20 protein-coding genes and 1 tRNA gene are annotated in these 24,432 nt (G+C 63.4%); 10 read left to right on the top strand and 11 right to left on the bottom strand.

Annotated elements, in window-relative coordinates; genetic code table 11:
* Nucleotides 1-9 precede the first annotated feature (9 nt).
* The 3 genes from mreB to Pan44_RS02030 all read right to left on the bottom strand — a co-directional run bounded on the left by mreB (nt 10) and on the right by Pan44_RS02030 (nt 3,019).
* Nucleotides 10-1,053: a rod shape-determining protein gene (mreB, locus tag Pan44_RS02040; RefSeq protein WP_145026749.1), complete on the bottom strand. Its 1,044-nt coding sequence runs from the start codon at nt 1,051-1,053 to the stop codon at nt 10-12.
* A 69-nt stretch (nt 1,054-1,122) separates the two neighbouring features.
* A complete protein-coding gene (locus tag Pan44_RS02035; RefSeq protein ID WP_145026748.1) occupies nt 1,123-1,662 on the bottom strand; it encodes a hypothetical protein in 540 nt (179 codons plus the stop codon).
* A 274-nt stretch (nt 1,663-1,936) separates the two neighbouring features.
* The gene (locus Pan44_RS02030; protein ID WP_145026747.1) at nt 1,937-3,019 is read right to left on the bottom strand and encodes a hypothetical protein; all 1,083 of its coding nucleotides are present in this window, start codon (nt 3,017-3,019) and stop codon (nt 1,937-1,939) included.
* Between the two features lie 365 nt (nt 3,020-3,384).
* On the opposite strand from Pan44_RS02030, the gene metG reads away from it, so the two are divergent.
* The 5 genes from metG (at nt 3,385) to Pan44_RS02005 (ending at nt 9,460) form a co-directional block, all read left to right on the top strand.
* Entirely contained in the window at nt 3,385-5,433 is a 2,049-nt protein-coding gene (gene metG / locus Pan44_RS02025) for a methionine--tRNA ligase (RefSeq protein WP_145026746.1), read from the top strand.
* A 149-nt stretch (nt 5,434-5,582) separates the two neighbouring features.
* On the top strand, nt 5,583-5,900 hold the full coding sequence (locus Pan44_RS02020; RefSeq protein WP_145026745.1) for a hypothetical protein: 318 nt from the start codon (nt 5,583-5,585) through the stop codon (nt 5,898-5,900).
* Nucleotides 5,901-6,012: 112 nt separating this feature from the next.
* A complete protein-coding gene (locus Pan44_RS02015) occupies nt 6,013-7,044 on the top strand; it encodes an AAA family ATPase (protein ID WP_197453764.1) in 1,032 nt (343 codons plus the stop codon).
* 315 nt (nt 7,045-7,359) lie between these two features.
* Entirely contained in the window at nt 7,360-8,280 is a 921-nt protein-coding gene (gene hpnC / locus Pan44_RS02010) for a squalene synthase HpnC (protein ID WP_231754197.1), read from the top strand.
* A gap of 322 nt (nt 8,281-8,602) precedes the next feature.
* Complete coding sequence (locus Pan44_RS02005; protein ID WP_197453763.1) at nt 8,603-9,460, top strand: phytoene/squalene synthase family protein; 858 nt, start codon at nt 8,603-8,605, stop codon at nt 9,458-9,460.
* Nucleotides 9,461-9,484: 24 nt separating this feature from the next.
* Here Pan44_RS02005 and Pan44_RS02000 read toward each other — a convergent pair whose 3' ends face one another.
* The 6 genes from Pan44_RS02000 to ffh form a co-directional block, all read right to left on the bottom strand.
* Nucleotides 9,485-10,279, bottom strand: a complete 795-nt coding sequence (locus tag Pan44_RS02000) for a hypothetical protein (protein WP_145026741.1) — start codon at nt 10,277-10,279, stop codon at nt 9,485-9,487.
* Between the two features lies 1 nt (nt 10,280).
* Nucleotides 10,281-10,718 (bottom strand): hypothetical protein, encoded by a 438-nt coding sequence (locus tag Pan44_RS01995; protein WP_145026739.1) that lies wholly within the window; start codon nt 10,716-10,718, stop codon nt 10,281-10,283.
* 34 nt (nt 10,719-10,752) lie between these two features.
* A complete protein-coding gene (locus Pan44_RS01990) occupies nt 10,753-11,202 on the bottom strand; it encodes a hypothetical protein (protein ID WP_145026737.1) in 450 nt (149 codons plus the stop codon).
* Nucleotides 11,203-11,217: 15 nt separating this feature from the next.
* Nucleotides 11,218-12,255, bottom strand: coding sequence for a DUF1559 domain-containing protein (locus Pan44_RS01985; RefSeq protein WP_145034889.1), 1,038 nt, complete (start codon nt 12,253-12,255; stop codon nt 11,218-11,220).
* Nucleotides 12,256-12,525: 270 nt separating this feature from the next.
* Nucleotides 12,526-12,909 (bottom strand): 30S ribosomal protein S16, encoded by a 384-nt coding sequence (gene rpsP / locus Pan44_RS01980; RefSeq protein WP_145026735.1) that lies wholly within the window; start codon nt 12,907-12,909, stop codon nt 12,526-12,528.
* A 450-nt stretch (nt 12,910-13,359) separates the two neighbouring features.
* On the bottom strand, nt 13,360-14,847 hold the full coding sequence (gene ffh / locus Pan44_RS01975; protein WP_145026733.1) for a signal recognition particle protein: 1,488 nt from the start codon (nt 14,845-14,847) through the stop codon (nt 13,360-13,362).
* Nucleotides 14,848-15,176: 329 nt separating this feature from the next.
* On the opposite strand from ffh, the gene Pan44_RS01970 reads away from it, so the two are divergent.
* Nucleotides 15,177-17,486, top strand: coding sequence for an ATP-binding protein (locus Pan44_RS01970; protein WP_145026731.1), 2,310 nt, complete (start codon nt 15,177-15,179; stop codon nt 17,484-17,486).
* A gap of 50 nt (nt 17,487-17,536) precedes the next feature.
* Here the strand turns inward: Pan44_RS01970 and Pan44_RS01965 are convergent.
* Nucleotides 17,537-17,622, bottom strand: a tRNA-Leu gene (locus tag Pan44_RS01965).
* Between the two features lie 155 nt (nt 17,623-17,777).
* On the opposite strand from Pan44_RS01965, the gene Pan44_RS01960 reads away from it, so the two are divergent.
* Nucleotides 17,778-18,866 (top strand): hypothetical protein, encoded by a 1,089-nt coding sequence (locus Pan44_RS01960; RefSeq protein WP_145026729.1) that lies wholly within the window; start codon nt 17,778-17,780, stop codon nt 18,864-18,866.
* 98 nt (nt 18,867-18,964) lie between these two features.
* Here the strand turns inward: Pan44_RS01960 and Pan44_RS01955 are convergent, their stop codons facing one another.
* Entirely contained in the window at nt 18,965-19,753 is a 789-nt protein-coding gene (locus Pan44_RS01955) for a metallophosphoesterase (protein WP_145026727.1), read from the bottom strand.
* A gap of 544 nt (nt 19,754-20,297) precedes the next feature.
* Here Pan44_RS01955 and Pan44_RS01950 point away from each other — a divergent pair.
* From Pan44_RS01950 to Pan44_RS01940, 3 genes are all read left to right on the top strand, one after another.
* Nucleotides 20,298-21,404 carry a leucine-rich repeat domain-containing protein gene (locus tag Pan44_RS01950; RefSeq protein ID WP_145026725.1) on the top strand — a complete coding sequence of 369 codons (1,107 nt, stop codon included), beginning with the start codon at nt 20,298-20,300 and terminating at the stop codon, nt 21,402-21,404.
* A 259-nt stretch (nt 21,405-21,663) separates the two neighbouring features.
* Nucleotides 21,664-22,374, top strand: coding sequence for a succinate dehydrogenase cytochrome b subunit (locus Pan44_RS01945; protein ID WP_145026723.1), 711 nt, complete (start codon nt 21,664-21,666; stop codon nt 22,372-22,374).
* A 54-nt stretch (nt 22,375-22,428) separates the two neighbouring features.
* Nucleotides 22,429-24,390, top strand: coding sequence for a fumarate reductase/succinate dehydrogenase flavoprotein subunit (locus tag Pan44_RS01940; RefSeq protein WP_145026721.1), 1,962 nt, complete (start codon nt 22,429-22,431; stop codon nt 24,388-24,390).
* The last annotated feature ends 42 nt before the right edge of the window (nt 24,391-24,432 follow it).

The following is a 24,432-nucleotide window of genomic DNA, read 5'->3' as shown; positions in this document are numbered from 1 at the left end:
ACACGGCGGTCACGCCGCGTCCGACTCCAGATCGTCCCGCCACTGTTCCAGGTGTTCGAGGCAGACGGCCGTCCCGCGGGCCACGGTCGTCAGCGGGTCATCCGCCACCTGCACCGGAATCCCCAGCTGCTCGCGCATCAGTTCATCCAGTCCACGCAGCAGCGCCCCGCCGCCGGTGAGCACCAGTCCCGTATCTGCCAGGTCGGCCACCAGTTCGGGATCGCACCGTTCGATGACGGCCTTGCAGCAGTTGATGATCGCCGTGAGCGGCTCCCGCAGCGCCTCACGGACCTCTTCGCTCGTGATCGTCGCCTTCCGCGGAATGCTGCTGATGGTGTCGAGCCCGCGCACTTCCGCGGCCATTTCATTCATCAGCGGATACGCGCTGCCGACCTCGATCTTCACCTGCTCGGCCATCTGCGGGCCGATCCGCAGGGAGAAATGCTGTCGCAGATACTCGACCACCGCTTCGTCCATGCGGTCGCCCGCGACGCGGACCGTCTGCGACGAAACGATCTCGCCCAGGCTGAACACCGCCACGTCCGTCGTCCCGCCGCCGATGTCGCAGACCATGCTCGCCAGCGGCTCGGAGATCGGAAGCCCGGCTCCGATGCCGGCGGCCTTCGATTCTTCAATGAGGAACACCCGGCCCGCCCCGGCCCGCTCGGCGCTGCTGAACACCGCCCGTTTTTCTACGGGCGTGATCGACCCGGGAACGGCGATCACCACGCGCGGCTTGAATCCGAACTTTCCGCGATGGGCCTTGCGGAGAAAGTACCGCAGCATCGATTCGCACAACTCGAAGTCGGTGATCACGCCGTCCTTCATCGGACGAACGGCCGTGATGGAATCGGGGGTGCGGCCCAGCATCTGGCGGGCCAGCTTTCCCACGGCGGTTCCTTTGCCGAGGACCTTGCGCGACCCCTTTTCCAGGGCGACGACCGAAGGTTCGTCCACAACCACCCCTTCGCCCTGCACGGCCACGAGCGTATTGGCCGTGCCGAGGTCGATGCCGACGTCCGGGCAGAGCCAGCCGCGAAGGCGATGGTACATGGGGGTGAGTCAGACGTCAGAGTTCAGAGGCCAGACGTCAGAATCAGTCACGGCCCCGGCTGAACGCGTTCAGTTGAAAGTGGTGGGGCCATTGCCTCCTTCGAAGTTGTCCGAAGTCACGGCTGCGGGAGTGGGCGTCGGTTCCGCAAAGGTCGGCTCGGTCAGCGGAATCGCATTGGACGCCGGAAACTGGTTGGGCTGTGCGGCGTAGGGCGCGGTGCCGGCGGTCTGCAGCAGTCCGCCGTTGCTCACCGGCGCGAAGCCAAGCTCGCGGCCGCCGGTCGTTTCCGGCGTCTGGAACTGGGCCGACGGGGCGTCGGGATAGGTCGGCACCGGGTTGGCCGCGCTGGGCCCCATGGTGTTCGGGTTGTAGGTCGGGGGCGCTCCATAGGTGGGGACGCCACCGCCGTTCATCATGGGCTGCATCCCGCCGGGCGGAACGGAGCCAGGCATATAGGGCTGGCCCGGGACGGTCGTCTGGATCGGTCCTGGATAGCCGCTGCCGACCGGGTACCCCTGCGATGAGTAGGGAGGGGCGTACATCGGGCGATAGCAGCCCTGAAAAGCGAGCGCGACGAGCGAGGCCGCGGCGAGTAGTCGACGTTCCATTCCGAACCCCATCCTTGGGTGAATCATGTCGGCCGGATTCGGCGAGGTTGTCGCTGAAACCGGTCCTTCGCCGCCTTCCGAGCGCCCATCCCGGCGTCAGGTCGTTGCGGACGAAGCTCGACGAAACGCCCCGCGCAGGGCGTGGGCACGCCGTCGAACGGGCAGGATTTACACCATAGCAAAAAGCGTGTCCAGACAGGTTTTTGCGGCGGAACCTGCCGGACGGGGCATGGAGCCCGGCTGCCACGGTTCTTCGCCGCCGACGGACCCGTTCTCACGATGCCTGCAAAAGCCCCGCTGCGCTGCCTGCCTGTTCGAGAAGTGCCGTCTGCTGACGGTCCAGATCAGCACGGATCTCTTTCAGCCTGGAGTTCGCACTGCGGTACATCCCGACAGGCATCGCCAGGTAAAGGCTCATCATCACAGCCGCTGGCCACGGGCAGACCAGCGGGGAGGCCGCGCAGAGGGCACCGATGACCCAGCACATCCGCCTCATGACGATCAAGTTTTTCTCGAGCCTTCCCAACTGGACCTCGCGTTTGGCTTCCAACTCGTCGAATGTCCGGGCGTCTCCGCCAATGGCGTAGTCCCGCAGCCGCCGCGCGTGCTTCATCACGAAGAGGGAGACAACTTCGGCCGTCGGTCCGGACCAGGTCTGTAGCTGCTGGCCGTTGTGGACGGGCCGGCCCAGGCGGATCTCACGATCCGACAATTCGAAGATCATTGTTCGAGAATCCGGGCGATCGGCAGCCAGACGCCAGATCGTCACCATTGGCAAATCATCCCAGCTGCTCGTCACCGTCTGGTTCTTATGGGTGAACGAGATCCCGTCGGCCGTCATCGTGAGGACTGGCCGGCCCGGCCTCTTGAGCGTCAGGACGAGCGTCTCCGGGCACTCCGGAGGATCGGGCGGCGTCCAGACGCGTTTGATGAGCCGATCGATCTCTTCGGCGGCTTCCGGTTCGAGGACGCTCAACTCGAGTCTCTGTGACCAGAATGGCTTTGTGGTGTGCCGGTATCCGTGCCGGTAGGTCCCGTAAGTGACCAGTCCGTCGGTGAAGTCCTCCCACGGCCACAGATCCCACCACCACAGGATGCGCCGATGGATGCCCTCCTGATCGACCCGCACACGGGGGAGCAGGTACTGAGCGATGAAGATCCCGATCGCGACGAAGAAAGGCGCGACCTGGATCACTGGAGGGGCCTTCGGGGCTTTCAGCCCGGCAGCATCCAGGGCGGCGATGGTGGCAACGATCGCGACCGTTCCCAGAACGCCCCAGAGAGCAGATCGCCAGAGTTGGCGCTGCAGGAAGTAAGACCGGCCAGGCAATGTGGGGGCGGCCACGGAATTCTGCATCAGTCCGTCCATGCCTGCCAAACGGCCGCGAACCTCCCCGAGATCAAACCGCTCACTCCGGAACGGCCCGATTCCTGGCGGCCACCGCTCCACGGGATCTCCCGGGGCTGGCGTATTCTTCACACTGGACTGGCGAGCGGCCGGCGTGAGCCGGCTGTGCATGTGCCACGGAACGCCAAATCTCAGATGGCACAGGGGGCTGACGCCCCCCGCTCGCCATTCTCAGCTTCGCCATCCTCGAAAAACACGCCCGCCCTACCTGATCTCCCGTCCCCGATTCAATCACCGCCCCGGATGGTCTATTCTCCACAATCCCAAACGGCTCAAGCTGTTCTGCTGCAACACACCCCAGCGTCGATTTCCACGTGCCCCGTCAGATTCTCGTCACCTCCGCCCTGCCCTACGCCAACGGGCACATCCATCTCGGCCATCTCGTCGAGTACACGCAGACCGATATCTGGGTCCGGTTCCAGAAGCTGCGCGGCAACCGCTGCCTGTTCGTCTGCGCCGATGACACCCACGGCACCTCCGTGATGATCCGCGCCCGGCAGGAAGGCCGGCCCGAGGAAGAGGTCATCGCCGAGATGCGCGAAGCCCACATCACGGACTTCAGCGCCTTCGACATCGAGTTCGACAACTACGGCAGCACCAACAGCGAATCGAACCGCCAGCTCTGCCACGAAATCTGGGCCTCGCTCCGCAAGGCCGACATGGTGACGTCGAAAGACGTCGAGCGGCTGTACGACCCCGAAGCCCAGACGTTCCTGGCCGACCGGTTCGTGAAGGGAACCTGCCCCAACTGTAAATCCGAGAACCAGTACGGCGACGGCTGCGAGAAGTGCCTGACGCAGTACGCGCCGACGGAGCTGATCAATCCCCGCAGCACGCTGACCGGCGCCACGCCGGTTCCGAAAACGAGCACGCAGCTCTTCGTCCGTATCGAAGACCTGCACGAGTTCCTCACGGAGTGGACGCAGAACAGCGGCGCGCTGCAGCCGGAGATCGCCAACTATCTCAAGGGACACTTCCTCGGCGATGCGCTCCGCGACTGGGACATCTCCCGCCCGGCCCGCTACTTCGGCTTCGAGATTCCCGACAGCCCGGGCAACTACTGGTACGTCTGGTTTGATGCGCCGATCGGGTACATCGCCTCCACGAAGGACTGGTGCGACCGCAGCGGCGGCACGATCGATGACTGGTGGCGCAATCCCGGTTGCGAGATTCACCACTTCATCGGCAAGGACATCACATATTTCCATACGCTGTTCTGGCCGGCCATGCTCAAGACGGCCGGATTCCAGCTGCCGAAGAAGGTCCACATCCACGGGTTCCTCACCGTGGATGGCGAGAAGATGTCGAAGTCGAAGGGGACGTTCATCCGGGCGTCGACCTACCGGCAGCATCTCGATCCGTCGTACCTGCGGTATTACTTCGCCTCGAAGCTCGGGCCGCGCGTCGACGATCTCGACCTCAACCTCGAAGACTTCAAGTCGAAGATCAATTCGGATCTCGTCGGCAAGGTGGTCAACATCGCCAGCCGCTGCGCGAAGCTGCTCGCGGGGCAGTCGCTCTCGGCCAGCTATCCCGAGGATGGCGGGCTGTTCGCGCAGGGGGCCGAGGCCAGCGAGCGGATCGCCGCGGCCTATGAAGCCTGCGACTACAACCTGGCCATGCGCGAGATCATGGCGCTGGCCGATCGCGCCAACCAGTACATTGATGGCAAACAGCCCTGGATGCTCCGCAAGGATCCCGCGAAGAAGCAGGAGGTGCAGGAGATCTGCACTGTCGCCCTGAACCTCTTCCGGCAGATCGCGGTGTATCTCGCGCCGGTGCTGCCGCGGATGGCCGAGCAGACGGGAACGCTCCTGTCCGCTCCCATCACGCATTGGGACAACGCGCAGCAGCCGGTGGTCGGCGCGGCGGTCAACGAATTCCAGCACATGATGAAACGGGTCGATCCCGAGAAAGTGAAGGCGATGGTGGAAGACAGTCAGCAGGACCTGGCGAAGACCGAAGACGCGGCCCCGGCCGCCGCAGCTCCCGCGGACAGCGGCGAATGGCTCGAGAAGGAGCCGCTCGTCGGCGACCTGTGCACAATCGACGATTTCGTGAAGGTCGACCTCCGCGTCGCCCGCGTCATCGAAGCGAATCACGTGCAGGGGGCCGACAAGCTCCTGCAGCTGACGCTCAGCCTCGGCGGTGACGTGCGGCGGAACGTGTTCGCGGGGATCAAATCGTCCTATTCGCCCGAACAACTCGTCGGGCGGCTGGTGGTGGTTGTGGCGAACCTGACGCCGCGTAAGATGAAGTTCGGCCTCAGCGAAGGCATGGTCTGCGCGGCCGGGCCGGGCGGGAAGGATGTGTTCCTCCTCGCTCCGGATTCGGGAGCCCAGCCGGGCCAGCGGGTTCACTGAAGGAGCGGCGGGCGCGACGGCATACTCTCGTACCCAGGCTCCTGCCTGGGCACGTCCCCGCCACGAAGCTCCGCTTCGAGCAGCAACGCGAAGGATCCACGCAGGCCATTGAGAGCATGGAAAATCCCGGCCTCGCAGGATCTCCCGTGATGAGCGACGTTCTCGTCAAATGCTGCGGCTGCGACACCCCCGTCGACCCGCATCGCGCGGTGTGCCCCGGTTGCGGTCACTGTCTGTGCTGTGGCCGGAAACGGGCCCGGCCGGAAATCCTGCAGTGCGTCTCCTGTCAAACGGCCTATTGCAAATGCTGCGGCCGCTGCCCGAGGTGCCTTTCCCTGCGGTATTCCGAAATCACCGAACCGTGCGAATGCGGGCATCCCGATCGGCCGGAGGTCATTCAGCAACTGATCGACCAGTGGAGCGTGGATCGCCCCCTGACCCGCTGGGAGCGGTTCTGGAAACGATAGCCCGACCGACGCGAATGCCTCGTCACGCGACATCCGTCGATGTAGGCTGAGTCCAGTTCGAGCTGTCACCTGGAGATGCGTTGTCGCGACTATGTCCGAGAATCGTGGTGCGATGTCCGACGATGAACGCGAAGCCCAGGCCATCCGCGGCCTCGCCGCTGCCTATGGCCGGATGCGCGAGGAAATCGGCAAGGTCATCATCGGGCAGACCGATGTGGTCGATCAGCTGCTGATCGCACTGTTCAGCCGCGGCCACTGCCTGCTGGTCGGCGTGCCGGGCCTCGCGAAGACGCTGCTCGTCAGCACGATCTCCCGGATCCTCCAGCTGTCGTTCCGCCGGATCCAGTTCACGCCTGACCTGATGCCCTCGGACATCACCGGGACGGACGTCCTGCAGACCGACGCCGACACCGGCCGGAACGTCTTCCAGTTCATGCAGGGGCCGATTTTTACCCACATGCTGCTGGCGGACGAAATCAACCGCACACCCCCGAAGACGCAGGCAGCCCTCCTCGAAGCGATGCAGGAACGCCACGTCACCGTCGGCTCGAACACCTACCGGCTGCCGTCTCCGTTTTTCGTCCTCGCGACGCAGAACCCGATCGAGCAGGAAGGGACGTATCCCCTTCCCGAAGCGCAGCTCGACCGGTTCATGTTCAACGTCGTCGTGAAGTACCCGACGGCCGCCGAGGAACTGCGGATTCTCAAGCAGACGACCGGCGGGGAAGAACCGGAATTGAAGCCGGCCCTCACCGGGGCCCAGATCCTCGCGCTGCAGGAAGTCGTCCGCAAAGTTCCCGTGGCCGAGCATGTGTTCATCTACGCCCGTGATCTCGTCCGCGCGACCCGCCCCGATGACGCGATCGCTCCCGACTTCGTCAAGAAGTTCATCAGCTGGGGCGCTGGTCCCCGGGCCGGGCAGTACCTGATCGTCGGCGCGAAAGCCCGGGCGATCCTCGAAGGCCGATTCCACGTCACGAGCGACGATGTGAAGGCGGTGGCCCACCCGGTCCTGCGGCACCGGATCGTCACCAACTTCCAGGCGAACAGCGAAGGCATCGGCCCGGATCAGGTGATCGACAAACTGCTGGCCACTGTGCCGATTGAAGTCAAAGAACGGGCGAAGACGCTGGCCCGGGGTTGATGAGGAACCACGGAAGGAACGGAAAAGAAGAAGGAAAAGCAGTGACGGCCGGTTCGGAACGGAGAGCCCTTCTTCCGTTACGTGGTTCAAAAGAAAGAAACCACGGATCGAAAGGATGAAAAGGATAAGGGGCTTCTCTGAACAGCAGGCGCCCACCCCTAAGTTCTATCCGTTTCATCCGTGCTATCCGTGGTTCAAAACAAGCCAAAGAGACGCCTCCCCAAGAAGCACGATTCCCCATCACCCTCTTTCCGTTCCTTCCGTGGTTCTCTTTCTGAATGCACAGGGGGCTGACGCCCCCCGCTCGCCGGATACGTGATTGCTTTGGCTGACGTCATCTCCGATCTGGCCGTCTGGGGTCCGCAGTCCAAAGCTCCGGCCCTGTCCGTGGTCGAGGCCGAGAAGTACTGCCGCGATCTCGCCACGTCCCACTACGAAAACTTCACGGTCGTCTCGTGGTTCCTGCCGCGGGAGCTGCGGCAGCATATGTACAACGTCTATGCCTTCTGCCGCTGGGCGGATGACCTGGGCGACGAAACGGGCGACACGGCCCGCTCGACCGAACTGCTCGCCTGGTGGCGGGGCGAGCTCGACCGCTGCTTCCACGGCCAGGCCTCGCACCCCGTTTTCGTCGCGCTCCGTTCCACCATCGAGCGCTTCCAGCTCGACCAGCAGCCGTTCGCCGATCTCATCTCGGCCTTCGAACAGGACCAGCGCCTCACGGAGTACGAGACGTTCGACCAGTTGCGGGATTACTGCCGCCGCAGCGCCGATCCCGTTGGCCGGCTCGTCCTCAAGCTGTTCGAACAGTCGACGCCGCAGCATGTCGAGTGGTCCGACTCGATCTGCACGGGCCTGCAGCTGGCCAACTTCTGGCAGGATGTCGATCGCGATCTGACGAAGCGCCGCATCTACCTGCCGCGCGAGGACCGCCAGCGATTCGGCTATTCGGATGACGACCTGCACGCCCGCCGCACGACACCCGCCTTCCTCGATCTGATGAAGTTCGAGGTCGATCGGGCCCGCGAGTTCCTGGTCGCGGGCCAACCGCTCCTGCGCTCCGTCCGCGGCCGGCGGCTCCGTCTCGATCTCGAACTCTTTCTCGCCGGCGGATTGAAGATTCTGGAGGAAATCGAGAGCATCGGATACCGCGTCTGGGATCGTCGCCCGACGGTCACCAAGGCCGCAAAAGTCGGGTTGTTGATCCGGGCGATGGGCCGAGCCATCCGGCCTTGAAGAGAACCACGGAAAGGACGGAAGAGACGGAAAGCCGCAGTGGGAGTCGCCCGTGGTTCAAAGAGAAACGAACCACGGATCAAAAGGATGAAGAGGATCAAAAGCCTCCGAGCGGCCTCGCCTGACCAGATGCCTTATCCGTTTTATCCGTGCGATCCGTGGTTCAAAAACAAACCCAAGGACGGCCAAAACTCACGAACCGGCCCTCCACCACCATCCACCTGACTGACGTCTTCCGTTCCGTTCCTTCCGTGTGTTCCGTGGTTCCCCCGCCGCATTGCCAGGACGGCACTGGACTTTCATGACTGCCCCGGCCACTGAAATGACTGCCGCGGTCGTGAACGATTCCATCACGTATTGCTGCGACCTCGCCAAACGCTCGAAGACCCAGTTCTACGTCACGTTCTTCGCGCTCCCGCGGCCCATGTTCCGCGACATGTGCGTCCTCTACGCCTTCATGCGGAAGACCGACGACCTGGCCGACGATCTCACGTATTCCGTCGAGGAGCGGGTCGCCCGTCTCGCGGCCTGGCGGGCCGCTCTCGAACGCACAGTCCGCGGCGAGGCGGTCGACGATCCGGTCCTTCCCGCGGTGGGCGATCTCGTCGATCGGCAGCAGCTGAATCCGCAGTGGCTGTTCGATGTGATCGACGGGGTCGAATCCGATCTCGCGCCGCGAACGTTCGAGACCTTCACGGAGCTGAACGACTACTGCTACCACGTGGCCGGCGCGGTCGGTCTGTGCTGCATCCAGATCTGGAAGTTCGCCGACCCGCGCGCGCAGGAAGCCGCCGTGGCCTGCGGGACGGCCTTCCAGCTGACGAACATTCTTCGCGACGTGGCGGAGGACCTCCAGAACGGCCGGGTGTATCTGCCGCGGGAAGACCTCGCGCGTTTCGGCGTCGACGAGCCGCTCCTGAAAGTCGGCGGGGCCGACGCCCGTTATCAGGCGCTCATGCGATTCGAGGCCGACCGGGCCCGCTCATTCTTCGCCGAAGCGCAGCCGCTTCTGGAATGGCTTTCGCCGGCGGGCCGCCGCGTGCAGCGGGCGATGTTCGGAATGTATGGCGGCCTGCTGGACGAGATCGAGCGTCGCCGGTTTGATGTGCAGAGCCGGCGCGTGAAGACGCCGCGACTCGTCAAATGGCGAATCGCGGCGCGGTGCTTCTGGCCGTTCTAAGAAGGAACTTCACTCTGTTACGTCTCAGAAGGCATTCTTCACCTGTGCAACGACAACCCCAGAGAGGTCCGACTCCGCCATCTTGAATGTATTTACAGCGCTTCCACCAATAAGAATCCCGACTTCAATCTGAATCTCGAACTCATCACTCTCCGACACATATTCAGCACCAACAAACGCCCCCCCGGACAAAAAGTCCTCAAGTTCGATCGGACTGAGCGTGTCGTGAAATTCGACCTCACCAAGAACAATATCTTGAATAACCAAATCGACATCCGAAAGACCCGTCGTAGCCGAATGTAGAATAAAGATCTCACTCCCACCCGCTCTAATATGGATACCAAAGCTGTCATCCATCCAATCAGACATAAATGCCGATGTCATGGTGAACTGCGTCTCCAACACACCCTCATCAAGCGTCGGATCAATGGGATCCGCCAGCACAGTAAATGTCTGGGTGCCTCCAGCAAACGTACTAACCCACCCGACGGATTCATAGTTCGGATGCGTGCTTGTCACATTCACCTGCCCCAACGAACTCGCCGCCATTTCGGCAACGTAAGATGAAGTGTAATCAAAAACAGCCGATGCTCCCTGCGCATTTGCCGACATATTTAGTGCCGAGTCTGATGCTATAACTGACGCTTGATTCGTACCCACACCGGCATCGTCATCATACTGGTAGTCCGAAAGAGCGGTTGCCTCAGCACTGGCATATGTAAAACTGTTTGTCTTCCACAGAGGCAGATCGACAGCACCTGCCTGACCACAGGCCAGCGTGAATAGACACAGCGAGACACATTGACTGATCGCGCGCATTCTACCACTCCCTTAAAGAGCCGAGCTTGCCGCTCAGAACCATCAGACCGAGAACATTCCGGTCCGACTCCGCTTCAATACGACTTGACGCATTGAATTCGCCACTTAACTGGAAAGCGAAGACACACTCTTTGTGTCGCAAAATGAAGCTAGCCACAACACCTTTGCTGTAAGCCCACAGCACTCCATCAACACTACACCCGTGACTGGAATAGTCAAAAAATGTTTGACGATTTTTTCGCATTGCACTGAAATGACCGATAGTCCGATAAACGCCAGGCCGCATTTGCCTGTGCCTATGTGGCGGATGTACGGCGGCCTGCTGGACGAGATCGAGCGTCGCCGGTTCGATGTGCAGAGCCGGCGCGTGAAAACGCCGCGACTCGTCAAATGGCGAATCGCGGCGCGGTGCTTCTGGCCGGGTTGATTGATTGAGCATCGAGCGTCTGCCCGTCACTCAGGTCAGCCCACGTTCAGTCCTGCAACTTCAAGGTCAGTTTTCCTCCCTCGAGGTCTTCCGGAATCTTGACCGTGAGGGGCGTCGTCTCCGGCTTGTTGTACTTCAGCGGAAAGGGCGCCGGCCCCTTGCTGGTCTTGGGGGGCCCGTAATCGCTGGCGTTCAATTCGTCCGAAACCGGCGCTCCCGGCAGCAGGATTGTCACCTTGTGAGTGCCCGCCACCGCGCCGTCGTTGGGATTGAACGTCATCATCGAGAAGTTCCCATCCTTATCCGCCTTCCCGACAGCGCTTCTCCCCTGAGCGGGATAGAACGTGATCGCCACATCTGGAAGCGGGCGGTCCAGATACATCACTGTCCCTTCAACTGCGTGCGTCGCCGGATTGTTCGTCCCGTCCCCGCAGCCAGTCATCGCCAGCAAAGCACACCAGACCGTCGGAATCAAAAGTCCCTTGAGCGTCTTCATGCGCGATTCACTCCACTATTCAATGGATGAGGCTTCACCGTTGCCGATGGTGGCGGCGTTGCGATAGACGGAAAGGTCAATGTTCTCGCTGACGAACTTCACCGACCCGTCCCCCATCGCGAAATGCCCACCTCCCGTGTGGCGGCTGAAGAATGAATAGTTCCCCTGCCAGTAACCCCAGCAGAGCGTCAGGCTCTGCTCTTTCGGGTTGGCGGGGTTGAAGCCTGCCACGGTGCACGTGGAATCAACCGCGTTCAGAGGAATGGCGCAGGTTCCGGTGGTCGCATTCGGATTCCACCACCAGGTGTGCGTGCACCACCGGGGAACCGTTTCGCCAATCATGAGCGTGTTGCTCAGGCCGTCCGAAACATCTCCGAACTTCGTCGCTGCAGGACGGGCGGCTGCGCGTCCGGGATGGATCATGCCATTGCCCGCATGCCCAAAGAGGTCGCCGCTCGATCCCCACTTCGTCGTCAGATACGGATTGCCAGCGGCCATCGCGTACTGCCCCTGATTCCAGTTGGCCCCCGCAACGCCCTTGTAGTTCATGACGCCGTACTCGTGGCCGCCGGCCGAGGCGTTCGCGCGCGATCCCATCCTTCCATTGTGATTGTCGCTGGGGCAAGTCAGTGCCGGGAACGACTGGCGGGCAATCGCGCCGTTGCTCGGCATCGGCATCAATGCCGGATCGGTCGCAGTGCCTGCGCGTGGATCGTTGCCAGTGCCGTAATTGAAGTCGATCTGGTTATAGATCGCGGCCTGTTCGATGTAAGGCAGGATTCCGCGGATCCAGGTGCTCTGCTGCCCGTTGGTCGTGGGTGCACAACACGCGCCATAGTTGAAAGCCACGACGTTGGCCACGTCGTGGTAGTTGTGCATTGCCAATCCCAGCTGTTTGAGATTGTTCTTGCACTGAGTCCGCCGGGCGGCCTCGCGGGCCTGCTGCACAGCGGGCAGCAACAGAGCAATCAGGATCGCGATGATCGCGATCACCACCAGCAGTTCGATCAGAGTAAAGCCTATCCGACACTTCCGAGAGCGAAGACGTGACATGACGCGGCCTTTCGAAGAACGAGAAAGGAATAGAGACCCTTCGGTAGCAACCCTCCAAAGAAGCAGACGCTCAGCGACGCGTACTCAAGCAACCCGTAATCAACAGCAACCCACGATGGACACCAGCGAATCCATCGACGCCAACTTATCGGTTCAACAGTTGAAAACAAGCACGCCGAGCCTGTTTCACGCTGATTGCACCGGGCACAAAAAAACTCGCGCTGCATTTTGCAGCGCGAGTCGTGATCGAATCGTCGATACTCGCCGGAATCAGCTCTCGGCCGGAGCCTCGGCGGCTTCCCCTTCCGTAGCCGGTGCTTCCGCAGCCGGGGCTTCCTCGGCGGGTGCCGGCTTCGGCCGTTCCTTCGGAGCCAGCATCGGAGCCGGAGCCTTCGCGGTGCCGAAATTGCCCGTCTTCACCTTCTTGATCAGGACCGCGACCTTGTCGGACGGCTGGGCGCCGACGCTGACCCAGTGGTCGATCCGGTCCATCTTGAGGACGACGCGCTTCGACTTGTCGGCCACCATCGGGTCGTACGTGCCGACCTCTTCAATGGCCTTGCCGTCGCGGGCGTTCTGCTGGTGCATCACGCAGATCCGGTAGAACGGACGGTGAGTCCGCCCGATACGCTTCATACGAATACGAACTGCCACTTCTGACTCCAAGCTCGGTACGGTCTGTTCAGACCCGCTGCGGCCCGAGATCCGGGCCAAACCAGGGCAGCCGTCTGAAACGCCGTCGACCTGAGAAACTCTGATCGTCGCCTGCGACACGCATGCAAACGCTCACGCCGCATCCCGAACGCAATCCGGGCGCGGCGCGAATCGCAGATTGTGTCAGGATCGCCGCCTTCGTCAAGAGTCATCAGCCCGGCCCGCGCCCCGGGCCCGGCGATTTCCACCTCCGCCCGTCTGAAACCAGCACCTTCAGCCACCGCTCCGGCAGTCCCTGCCGCCAGACAATCAGGGCCGCCAGAGAATCAGAACGAGCGCCGCAGCCGTGAGTCCGGACATTCGCTTCAGGCCGGATCACCGGCAGCCCCTGCAGCCCGCGCGAAACGGCCTCTCCCCTCCTGCCGGTCCACTGCGGCTCTGAAGCGCGACCTATTTCTTGCGGTTCTTCTTCTTCTGGGCCTTGGCCGACTTGCGGGCGTCCTTCTTCTTGTCGCGGAACTGGTCGCGCAGCTCGGGGCCCCGCTTGCTCCGCTGCTTCTCGCGCTGGAATGCCGGACCGGCCGGATTCATCAGTTCCGATTCCATTCCCCGCACCGCCTTGAAGCGGTCCATCATGCTCAGCCCGGCCATCTTCTGCATCATGCCCGACATGGTCTTGAACTGCTTGAGCAGTTCGGTCACCTGCTGCGGCTCGGTCCCGCTTCCCGAGGCGATACGGCTCTTGCGGGACCGGTCGATCTTGTCCGGGTTCTGCCGCTCATCCAGCGTCATCGACTGGATCATCGCCCGCAGACGCTTCACGTCCTTGTCCGGGTCCATCCCCTGCGCTTCATCGATCGCCTGGGACAGCTGCCCCATCCCCGGGATCATCTTCATCAGGGACTTCATCGGTCCCATCTTCGTGATCTGCTCCATCGACTTCAGGAAGTCGTCGAGCGTGAACTTCCCGGCCAGCATCTTCTCCTGCTGGCGGGCCATTTCATCCTGGTCGAGAACCTTCTGCGCCGTTTCCAGCAGCGTGGCCACGTCTCCCTGCCCGAGGATCCGCTGCGCCATGCGGTCGGCATGAAACGGCTCGAGCTTGTCGAGCTGTTCGCCCATGCCGACGAACTTGATCGGCACGCCCGTGACTTCCTTCACCGACAGCACGGCCCCGCCCCGGGTGTCGCCGTCGAGCTTCGTGAAGATGACACCATCGAGCTCGAGCGCCTCATTGAAGGCGGCCGCCGATTTCACCGCGTCCTGCCCCGTCATCGCATCGCACACCAGCAGGCACTGGTGCGGCATCAGCTTGTTGTCGATCTCCTGCAGCTCTTTCATGAGCGCGTCGTCGACATGCAGACGCCCGGCCGTATCGAGAATCAGCAGGTTGCAGCCCTGCTGGCCGGCCGCTTTCCGGCCGTTCACGCAGACCTGCACCGGGTTCGACTTCGCCGGGTCCTCGGAGTAGACCGGCACGCCGATCTGCTCGCCGATCACCTTCAGCTGCTCGATGGCGGCAGGACGCTGGAGATCCGCCGCGACCAGCATCGGCTTGGCGCCCTGCTCCTTCAGCATTCTCGCCAGCTTGCCGCAGGTGGTCGTTTTTCCCGACCCCTGCAGGCCGCACATCATCAGGACCGTCGTCTCGCCGCGGCGGACCTCGATCGAGTGATCGACCGGCCCCATCAGGTTGACGAGTTCCTGGAACACGATGCCCACGATCTGCTGTTCGGGGCGCAGCGATTTCAGGACCTTCTCACCGACCGCCTCCTCAACGACGCGGTCGCAGAACGCCTTGGCCACGTCGTAGGCGACGTCGGCCTCCAGAAGCGCATTCCGGACCTTCCCCATCCCGTCGCGGATGTTCGACTCCGTGAGCTGGCCGCGGAAGCTGCCAAGAACATCGGTCAGGGCGTTCGTAATGCCTTCGAACATGGGCGGACGGCCGGTCGTGTCAGACGCTGAAAGAAATGCGATTCCGCAAGGGAAAATGCAGAACACGGGAGTTTAGAAGGCCCGATTCCGCGACGCAATCACGCCCCCGCGGACCGGGGAGCGAGACGGGGGCGAGAATGCCGACTTTAACGCTTGTTCCGCCTGGCGGTTGCGGGAATCCCCGTCCCCGATTCCCGAACACCACAAATTACTGGCCTGAGTGGATGAGAGCCGGGCACGTCGACTTTTCTTGACCTACCGTTCAGGCAAGGTGCGGCGGGACTGCGGTCCGGCCGTCCGGGGCCACATTTCCATCCACCGGGTCGTTCATGCAGTTGTTGAACCGACTGTCGATCAGCCGCAAGCTCACGCTCTTCGGAGCAGTGACGAGCGTGCTGGCGCTGTCGCTCATGGCCATGGCCCTGGCGATGTACGACATTCGGAACATCCAGCAGTCGATCGAGCGTTTCTACGGCGCCCTCGCCGGCGTCGTCGGCGAAGGCTGCAAACGGGCCCTCGAGGACCACGACCCCAACGAAGCCCTGAAGGCCCTGCAGGTCATCACCAAAGACCCCAGCGTCATCTCGGCCGAACTCCGCGACGCCCACGACCGGCTCGTCGTCGAATTCGCCGCCAATCCCGTCGGAGACATCTCCGGCCAGTCGAGCCCTCTGCTGTTCGGCTCCGAGCGACTGATCGTCTCCCGGCCCGTCCGAAGTTCCGCCGGAGTGATCGGGCAGGTCCGCCTGCACGTCACGGCCGACCGCCTGTGGGCCGAGGCCCAGGAGCACATGCTCCTCATCCTCTGCGTCACGCTGGCCGGAATCCTCATCTCCGCGCTCCTCGCAGGCTACCTGCAGCGACAGATCTCGGCGCCCGTGCTGAACCTCGTGCACACCGCGCGCGCGATCTCCGAAACTGGCGACTACTCCCGCCGCGCCCATCGCCACACCTTCGATGAGTTCGGACAGATGTGCGATGAGTTCAACAACATGCTCATCCAGATCGAGAACCGCGACGCCGAACTCGCCCTGCACCGCAGACACCTGGAAGACCTCGTCCGCCTGAGGACGGAGGCCCTCGAACAGAAAACCCGCGAAGCTCTCGCCGCCTCGGTCGCCAAGTCGCAGTTCCTGGCCAATATGAGCCACGAAATCCGCACGCCGATGAACGGCATCCTCGGATTCGCCGACCTGCTGCGCCGCGGGGTCGAGGGCGAAGACGAGAAGATCCGGAAAGACTACCTCGACATCATCTCCACCAGCGGCAAGCACCTGCTGACCGTCATCAACGACGTCCTCGACCTTTCCAAGATCGAAGCCGGCCGTCTTGAAGTGGAGTGCATTCCCTGCTCGCCGCATCAGGTGATCTGCGAGGCGACCTCCGTCCTCAAGATCAAGGCGGCCGAAAAGGGACTCCAGCTGAACTACCGCTGGGAAGGCCCGGCCATCCGCGCGATCGAAAGCGATCCCTCGCGGCTGCGCCAGCTGCTCATCAACCTCGTCGGCAACGCCGTCAAGTTCACGGAACGCGGAGCCGTGAATGTCACCGGCCGGCTCGTGAAACAGCACGGCGCGTACCGCCTGCAGGTCTCAGTGCAGGACACGGGCATCGGGATTCCGGCCGACCAGCTCGAAGAGATCTTCAATCCGTTTGCGCAGGCCGACGCCTCCGTCACCCGCCGCTTCGGCGGAACAGGCCTGGGACTGGCGATCAGCCGCCATATCGCCGAGGCCCTCGGCGGCTCGATCGAAGTCGCCAGTCAGCCATCCGTCGGCAGCACTTTCACCGTCACGATCGACCCCGGACACATCGACCAAGCCCTCCTGCTCGATCAGCCCCCCGCGATCGAAACGGCCTCGCCCGCGCCCGAAGCCGACACGATCGTCCTCGCCCCGGGCAGGGTGCTCGTCGTCGAGGACGGCGAAACCAACCGCAAGCTCATCCGCATCATGCTCGAGCGGCACGGACTGGAAATCTCCGAAGCCACCAACGGCATCGACGGCGTCCGCATGGCCCTCTCCGGCGACTTCGACATCGTCCTGATGGACATGCAGATGCCGCTCCTCGACGGCTACTCCGCGGCATCGCAGATCCGCAGCGCCGGCTCACGCGTGCCGATCATCGCCCTCACCGCCCATGCGATGAGCGGCGATGAAGAGAAGTGCCTGGCCGCCGGCTGCAGCGGCTACATGACGAAGCCGATCGACGAGACGCGACTGTTGAAGAAGCTGAGCGAGTTCCTGCAGCGATCGGTCGACGTCGCCGCCACCCGCCAGGCCATCTCCGGACCGACGGACGGCGAGCAGCAGCCCTGGATTCACTCGACGCTGCCGATCCACGACATCGTGTTCCGGCAGATCGTGTGCGAGTTCGTGACGAAGCTCGAAACGCGGATCAAGGAGATGCGCAGGTATTCGGACGCGGAGCAGTGGACCGAACTCGCCGCAGCCGCGCACTGGCTCAAGGGCTCGGGCGGCACGGCCGGCTTCAACGACCTGACGGCGCCAAGTTCGCGCCTGGAACGCGCCGCCAAGGAAGGCAACGCGGGCGTGGCATCCTCCGCCCTGAGCGACATCGAGGCGCTCACCGCCCGGCTGAGGTCACCGGAACTCTTCAACGAGGCGATCGCGGGCTGAAGGGCCAAAGCGGAGCGGTCAGAGGCAACGGCCCACAGAAGAAGGCCAAATGACCGAGGCGGGAATCGAACCCGCACGAGGGGTGAACCTCCCGGGATTTTAAGTCCCGTGCGTCTGCCTGTTTCGCCACTCGGTCGTGAGTCCCGAACCATACTCCATTTGGCAAGCCGACTCATGTCCGCCGGGCCCGTCCGTGCAAATCACGAGGGCCGCGCGTAAACTAAGCCCCCTGCGGAGGTGTCCGATTCCCGACTCTCGTTCCGGGACTCCCAGTCCCGCCCGGAGGTTCCCATGCGACGCGATTCTCTCCTTCTCGCCGCCCTCGCCCTCGTCGGCGCGGCCTCGTCTCTCAACGCCGCCGAAAAGCTCGGCCTGAAGAAAGGCGACGTCAAACTGCAGTCGGCCGGACCGCTCGCCTTCGGCCCGGACAGCGTCCTGCTCATCGCGGATCCCAAGGCGGCCACCGTCTATGCCATCGATACGCAGGATGGCGTTGGCAAACGTCCCTTCGCAGAAGTGAAAGCCACCGGCCTCGAGAAGCAGGCCCAGGCGCTCGCCGGCGACGGCGCGAAGGTCGTCGACCTCGCCGTCAACCCGCTCTCCGGCAGCGTATTCGTTTCGATCAGCGGCAGCCACCCGACGATCGCGAAGTTGACGGATGGCAAGCTCGTGAAAGTCGCTCTCGAAGGTGTCGCCAACTCCAGCGCCAAGATTCCGAACGCACCGGAAGATAAGGACGTCACGACCAACGGTCGCACCCGCAATCCCCGCAACGACTCCATCACCGATCTCGCCTTCGTCGACGGACAGGTGATTGCCTCGGGTCTCGTCGCCGCCGACTCGAAGAACGCCTCCACCGTGCAGGCCATGCCGTTCCCCTTCGGCCAGAAGACCGACGTCGCGGGTCTCGAGATTTACCACGCCGCCCACGGCAAGCTCGAAGACTACGCTCCCATCCGCGCCTTCATCCCGTTCAACATCGGCGGCCAGCCCCACCTCCTCGCCGGCTTCCAGTGCACGCCGCTGGTGAAGTTCCCGCTCAGCTCCGTCGATGACGGCCAGAAGATCAAGGGGACGACCGTCGCCGAACTCGGCAACCGCAACCAGCCGCTCGATATGGTCGCCTACGAGAAGGACGGCGAGATGTTCCTGCTCGTCGCCAACAGCGCCCGCGGCGTGATGAAGGTCAGCACCAAAGACCTCGACAAGAACCCCGGCCTGACCGAACCGGTCAAGGGGGGCGGCACGGCCGGCCAGTCGTTCGAAAAGATCGATGAACTCACCGGCGTCGTCCAGCTCGACAAGCTGGACGACGCCCGCGCCATCGTCGTGATCGACACCCAGGGCGAACTCGCCCTGAAGACGATCGCCCTGCCGTGACAGCGTCGGCGGGCTGATGGCCTCGAAGTTCAAAACGCCCGGCGTTCCCAGGAACGCCGGGCGTTTCTGTGTTTTGAGATGCAGCGTCGACAACGAAACTAGGCCGACCGGCCAAACATTCGCGCCAGGCTGAACGCCGGTTTCTTCACCGGGGCCGCCTTCCGCGAGGTGACGATCGTCCGCTCCGGAAGCAGGACGCAGCTCAGGTCGCCGTCCACTCCGCCTGTCGTATCGAGCAGGATCCGGTTGCGGTCCATCTGCACCTGTGGCAGCGGCACGTGACCGGAGACGACCGTCTTGGTGCAGTCGCCCGGAAGCGATTCAAACGGCCAGCGCTTCGAACACAGCCAACCCGGGTTGTTCAGGGAGAGATCCCTTGCACCGAGCATTTTCTTCTGGGCTGCAAACGGAAGGTGCGGATCGAGCCCCGCGTGGACGAAGAAGAACTGTTCGTGCTCCACACTCCACGGAGCATCGGCGATGATCTCCCGGTGCTCGACCGGAATCGCCCGGGCCAGGGCCTCGCAGTCGCCGAAGCGAATGCCATAGGACGCAAACGTCGCTTCCGCGCCGTAGCCCCCCAGCCAGCGCTTGCGCCAGTCGCAGTAGTCCGGCGCCGGCAGGATGTTGAGCGCGCCGCACATCGCCAGTTCGTGATTCCCTGAGACCACCGTCGTCCGCACGCCGTCGCGGATCAGTTCGGCAACCAGGTCGAGCGTGCCGGCCGGATCGGGGCCCCGATCGACAAGGTCGCCGATGAACACGATCCAGCGCCGGGCGAGTTCTCCACGCTGATCGAGCTGGCTGAGAATCGCGTCCAGCTTCTCGGTCTGTCCGTGCACGTCGCCAATGACGGCCACCGGACCGGAGATCCGCGTTTCGAACATCTCAGTTTCCTTCCATGGGTGGCGACGCGGGAACGCGTCGCCGCAATGACGTCCCTGATCGGTCAACCTTATTCCCGAACGGGAAATCACCTCAAGCGGAATCTGCCGGTCGGTGGTTTCCAGTCTTCAGACCGCAGTAGGCAAGACCGCTGGTCGCGGGTCAGTTTGAACTCGGCCCGGACTGACCCGCGCGGAGGCGACTTTGCATCCTTCGAGACCACAATCGCAGCAGGAGGGACGCGAGCAGAATTGTCGTCCAGAAGACGATCATCTCGCTGGGCTCGTCCCGGGACAGGCTGAAGAGCAGACTCGCCGCCATCGCTGCCGCTGAGACGGCAAGGTCGCGATTCGAGGGCCCTTGTTCTGTCTGCTGGAGTTTCATGCCTCTGAACTTACCAGCCGGTCAGTGATTCCGCACGGCAAATGTTGATCGGAATAGACTTGTCCCCTGCATGGTCCAACCTCACGCGCCCGCCCTGCCAAATTGCGGCCGACACCGTGGCCGGACTACAACCGCAGTGTCACCTCACTCTTCGGCGCTCCCATGGCACTCTCCCGCTTCCTGTCGCTGCCCGTCCTTTCTGCGGGAGCTTTAATCGTCAGCGTCGTGTTCGCCGGCTGCGGCCGGGAGACGCCTCCTCCCGCCGCCAACACCCCCGACGCCGCGGTGCAGGAAGAACCGGAGGAGCCCGAAACCCCCGCTCTCACGGCCAGCGAGCTGCGCCGCCGGCTCAAAGCCCGTGACAGCGCCCGTTTCCAGAAAGCGGGCAACGAGTTTGTCGAGGCCCACCTGGCCGAATCGGGGGTCACCGACCTCACCCCTCTCAAGGATCACCCGATCAAGACCCTCGACCTCACCCGGACGCCGGTCGCCGACCTCTCCCCGATCGCGTCGCTTCCCGTCGAGAACCTCGGCATCTCCGAGACGAAAGTGACCGATCTCGGCCCGCTCTCGAAGCTGCCGCTCACCTCCCTGAGCATGAAGGGCGTTCCCGTCGACAACCTCGCTCCGCTCAAAGGGCTTCAGCTGACAGCCCTGGACGCCTCCGAAACGAAGATCAAAGACCTCTCTCCCCTGGCCGGAATGCCGCTGGGAGCGCTCTATCTCGAATCGACCCTGGTCTCCGATCTCGCCCCCCTCAAAGACCTTCCGCTCCGCCAGCTCTACCTCAACAAGACGCCGGTGACCGATCTTCGCCCGCTGGCCGGCAAGATGTTGTCGGAGCTGAACCTCTGCGACACCTCGATCTCCGATCTGGGCCCGCTCGCCGGAACCCACCTGGGAATCCTCTGGCTCCGGAACACGAAAGTGACTGACCTGAAGCCGTTGCTCACCACCGGCCTGACCAGCCTCGATGTGCAGGGAGCCCCCGTCACCGATCTGGGCCCCCTGGCGGACTTTCCGAGCCTGCAGCGGCTGAACATCGCGGGAACCGGCGTCACCGATCTCCGGCCCCTCGCCCGCCTGCGGCTCACCCGCCTCATCCTGACCCCCTCGACAATCAAGGAAGGGTTCGACGTCATTCGCGGAATGTCCACCCTGACCCAGCTCGACCTCCAATTCGAGGAAACCGTTCCCACCCGCACCCCCGAGCAGTTCTGGGCGGATTACGACGCCGGAAAATTCAAGCCGGCTGCCCCCGCCCCGTAAACCTGCTGAAGCGGCGGGCTGATCCCGGCCGATCCACACGGTCTGTTCCCCTCCGGCGACCGCCTGTTCCAAGCGGTTTCGCCCCCGGGAGAGACCCACTTCCCATTTTTCAGACACGCGATCCCTGACCACAAACGCTCCGTTTGAAGGGGGTTAGCGATCTCCTATACTTTCGGGCACGCCGCGGTTCCGACCACCCTGACTCGCTTCCGCGCGGCCATCCCATCGCCCGGACCTCCCGGCGTTCCGGAGTTTCCTCGTGACCTCTTTGCTTGCTGTGTTGCGGTCGTCCCTTGGCAAAAAATATGTCATGGCGCTGACCGGCCTGTTCCTCTGCTCCTTCCTGGCGATCCACCTCGCAGGCAACTTCCTGCTGTACGCCGGCCCCGGGCCCTACAACGACTACGCCCACAAGCTGCATTCCAACCCCGGCCTCCTCCTGGCCGCCGAAATCCCGCTCTACCTGGCGATCGTCGTCCACCTCTACCTGGCGTTCGCGACCGCCCGGAACAACATCGACGCCCGCGGACCGGTCGGATACCAGCAGAAACACACCAAGATCTACAACCGCATCCTCGGCATTCAGCCCGAATCGATGATGTTCTTCACCGGCGCGGTGGTCTTCATCTTCATGGCGATCCACATCTACGACTTCAAGTCGCGCGACAAGGCCGTCTTCGAGCCGTTCCAGTGGGCCGTCATGATCATGGGCGACATGTCCCGCAAGATCATCTACGTCGTCGGCAGCATCTTCGCCGGCGTCCACGTCTCCCACGGCTTCCGCAGCGCCTTCCAGTCGCTCGGCCTGAACCACCCCAAATACAACAAGCTGCTGGACCGCACCTCGATCGTCTTCGCCCTCGTCGTGGCGATCGGCTTTGCCAGCTTCCCGATCCTGATGGGATCTGCATCCAGGACTCCGGACGCGGAAACGCCCCCGGCCGCTGTCGAAGCCAAACCGGCCGAGTAGTCGCCGATCCATTCACTCACACTTCGCGCTTCCGACTCCGTCGGATGTTCTTCCATGACGACCGCAGTCACCGACTCCACGATCGTTCAGTCCTCCCGGCTGAACTCCCGCATTCCCGATGCTCCGGTCCCGGAGATGTGGGACCACTGCAAGAACGAGATGAAGCTCGTCTCCCCCGGCAACCGGCGGAAGTACGACATCATCGTCGTCGGCACCGGCCTCGCCGGAGCGTCCGCGGCCGCGTCACTGGCCGAGCAGGGCTACAACGTCAAGGCGTTCTGCATCCAGGACTCCCCCCGCCGCGCCCACAGCGTCGCCGCCCAGGGAGGCATCAACGCCGCCAAGAACTACCACAACGACGGCGACAGCACCTACCGCCTCTTCTACGAAACGGTCAAAGGGGGCGACTTCCGCGCCCGCGAGTCGAACGTCTACCGCCTCGCCTCCGTCAGCGCGAACATCATCGACCAGTGCGTCGCCCAGGGCGTCCCCTTCGCCCGTGAATATGGCGGCACCCTCGCCAACCGCACCTTCGGCGGAACCCAGGTCTCCCGGACCTTCTACTGCCGCGGACAGACGGGCCAGCAGCTCCTCCTCGGCGCCTACAGCGTCCTCATGCGCCAGGTGCAGCTCGGCCGCGTGAAGATGTTCCCCCGCCGCGAAATGCTCGACCTCGTCACGATCGACGGCCGGGCCCGCGGCATCATCACCCGCAACCTCCTCAACGGCGAGTTCGAGACCCACACCGCCAACGCCGTCCTCCTCTGCACCGGCGGCTACGGCAACGTTTTCTACCTTTCGACGAACGCCAAGGCCTGCAACGTCACCGCCGCCTGGCGCGCCTATCGCCGCGGCGCCTTCTTCGCCAACCCCTGCTACACGCAGATCCACCCCACCTGTATCCCCGTCTCCGGCGACCACCAGTCGAAGCTGACGCTCATGAGCGAAAGCCTTCGCAACGACGGCCGAGTCTGGGTGCCCAAGAGCCAGGGCGACCACCGCCCCCCGCCGGACATCCCGATCGACGACCGCGACTACTACCTCGAACGCCGCTACCCCGCGTTCGGAAACATGGTCCCGCGTGACGTCGCCTCCCGGGCCGCCAAGGAACGCTGCGACGCCGGCTTCGGCGTCGGCAGCAGCGGCAAGGCCGTCTATCTCGACTTCGCCGACGCCATCAAACGCGACGGCCTGGATGCGGTCAAAGCCCGCTACAGCAACCTCTTCGAGATGTACGAACGGATCACCGACGAGGACGCCTACAAGGTCCCCATGCGGATCTATCCCGCCGTCCACTACACCATGGGCGGTCTGTGGGTCGACTATCAGCTTGAAAGCACGATCCCCGGCCTGTTCGTCCTCGGCGAAGCCAACTTCTCCGACCACGGCGCCAACCGCCTCGGCGCCAGCGCCCTCATGCAGGGTCTGGCCGACGGCTACTTCGTCGCCCCCTATACCGTGGCCAACTACCTCGGCACGCACGGCTCGAAGATGGGGAAAGTCGCCGGCAGCGAAGCCGGCTTTGAATCGGTCCTCGGCGAGGCCAAAGGCCGCGTCAACCGCATCCTCGGCGTCCACGGCAAGCGGACTCCGAACGAGCTCCACCGCGAGCTCGGGATGATCATGTGGGACTACTGCGGCATGGCCCGCAACGCCGCGGGCCTCAAAACGGCCATCGGCAAGATCCGCGATCTCCGCGAGGAGTTCTGGAAGAACGTCCTCATCCCCGGCGCCGGTGAATCGCTCAACCAGACTCTCGAGCACGCCGGCCGCGTCGCCGACTTCCTCGAGTTCAGCGAGCTGATGGTCCAGGACGCGCTCAACCGTGAAGAGTCGTGCGGCGGCCACTTCCGCGAAGAACACCAGACCGAAGACGGCGAAACCCTCCGCGACGACGACAACTTCCGCTACGCCGCCGCCTGGGAATACAAGGGCGATGGAGCCCAGCCGGAACTCCACAAAGAGAAGCTGGAGTTCAACTACGCCCACCTGGCGAAGCGCGATTACAAGAGCTGAACTTGGGTGGCACTGGCTCCGCCAGTGCAATCCAGATGACTG

Source organism: Caulifigura coniformis (assembly GCF_007745175.1).
Classification (GTDB): Bacteria; Planctomycetota; Planctomycetia; order Planctomycetales; family Planctomycetaceae; genus Caulifigura; species Caulifigura coniformis.
Note: the sequence above shows the minus strand (reverse complement) of the source record. Positions and strands in the feature narration are given on the sequence as shown.

Excerpts from the sequence above, each read along its gene's own strand:
- ffh (WP_145026733.1), bottom strand. The coding sequence starts at position 14,847 with ATGTTCGAAGGCATTACGAACGCCCTGACCGATGTTCTTGGCAGCTTC.
- Pan44_RS02015 (WP_197453764.1), top strand. The coding sequence starts at position 6,013 with ATGTCCGACGATGAACGCGAAGCCCAGGCCATCCGCGGCCTCGCCGCT.
- Pan44_RS02020 (WP_145026745.1), top strand. The coding sequence starts at position 5,583 with ATGAGCGACGTTCTCGTCAAATGCTGCGGCTGCGACACCCCCGTCGAC.
- Pan44_RS01950 (WP_145026725.1), top strand. The coding sequence starts at position 20,298 with ATGGCACTCTCCCGCTTCCTGTCGCTGCCCGTCCTTTCTGCGGGAGCT.
- Pan44_RS02000 (WP_145026741.1), bottom strand. The coding sequence starts at position 10,279 with ATGCGCGCGATCAGTCAATGTGTCTCGCTGTGTCTATTCACGCTGGCC.
- Pan44_RS02030 (WP_145026747.1), bottom strand. The coding sequence starts at position 3,019 with ATGCAGAATTCCGTGGCCGCCCCCACATTGCCTGGCCGGTCTTACTTC.
- Pan44_RS01955 (WP_145026727.1), bottom strand. The coding sequence starts at position 19,753 with ATGTTCGAAACGCGGATCTCCGGTCCGGTGGCCGTCATTGGCGACGTG.
- Pan44_RS01940 (WP_145026721.1), top strand. The coding sequence starts at position 22,429 with ATGACGACCGCAGTCACCGACTCCACGATCGTTCAGTCCTCCCGGCTG.
- Pan44_RS01995 (WP_145026739.1), bottom strand. The coding sequence starts at position 10,718 with ATGCTCAATCAATCAACCCGGCCAGAAGCACCGCGCCGCGATTCGCCA.
- Pan44_RS01990 (WP_145026737.1), bottom strand. The coding sequence starts at position 11,202 with ATGAAGACGCTCAAGGGACTTTTGATTCCGACGGTCTGGTGTGCTTTG.
- mreB (WP_145026749.1), bottom strand. The coding sequence starts at position 1,053 with ATGTACCATCGCCTTCGCGGCTGGCTCTGCCCGGACGTCGGCATCGAC.
- Pan44_RS02035 (WP_145026748.1), bottom strand. The coding sequence starts at position 1,662 with ATGGAACGTCGACTACTCGCCGCGGCCTCGCTCGTCGCGCTCGCTTTT.
- Pan44_RS01985 (WP_145034889.1), bottom strand. The coding sequence starts at position 12,255 with ATGTCACGTCTTCGCTCTCGGAAGTGTCGGATAGGCTTTACTCTGATC.
- Pan44_RS01970 (WP_145026731.1), top strand. The coding sequence starts at position 15,177 with ATGCAGTTGTTGAACCGACTGTCGATCAGCCGCAAGCTCACGCTCTTC.
- Pan44_RS02005 (WP_197453763.1), top strand. The coding sequence starts at position 8,603 with ATGACTGCCGCGGTCGTGAACGATTCCATCACGTATTGCTGCGACCTC.
- Pan44_RS01960 (WP_145026729.1), top strand. The coding sequence starts at position 17,778 with ATGCGACGCGATTCTCTCCTTCTCGCCGCCCTCGCCCTCGTCGGCGCG.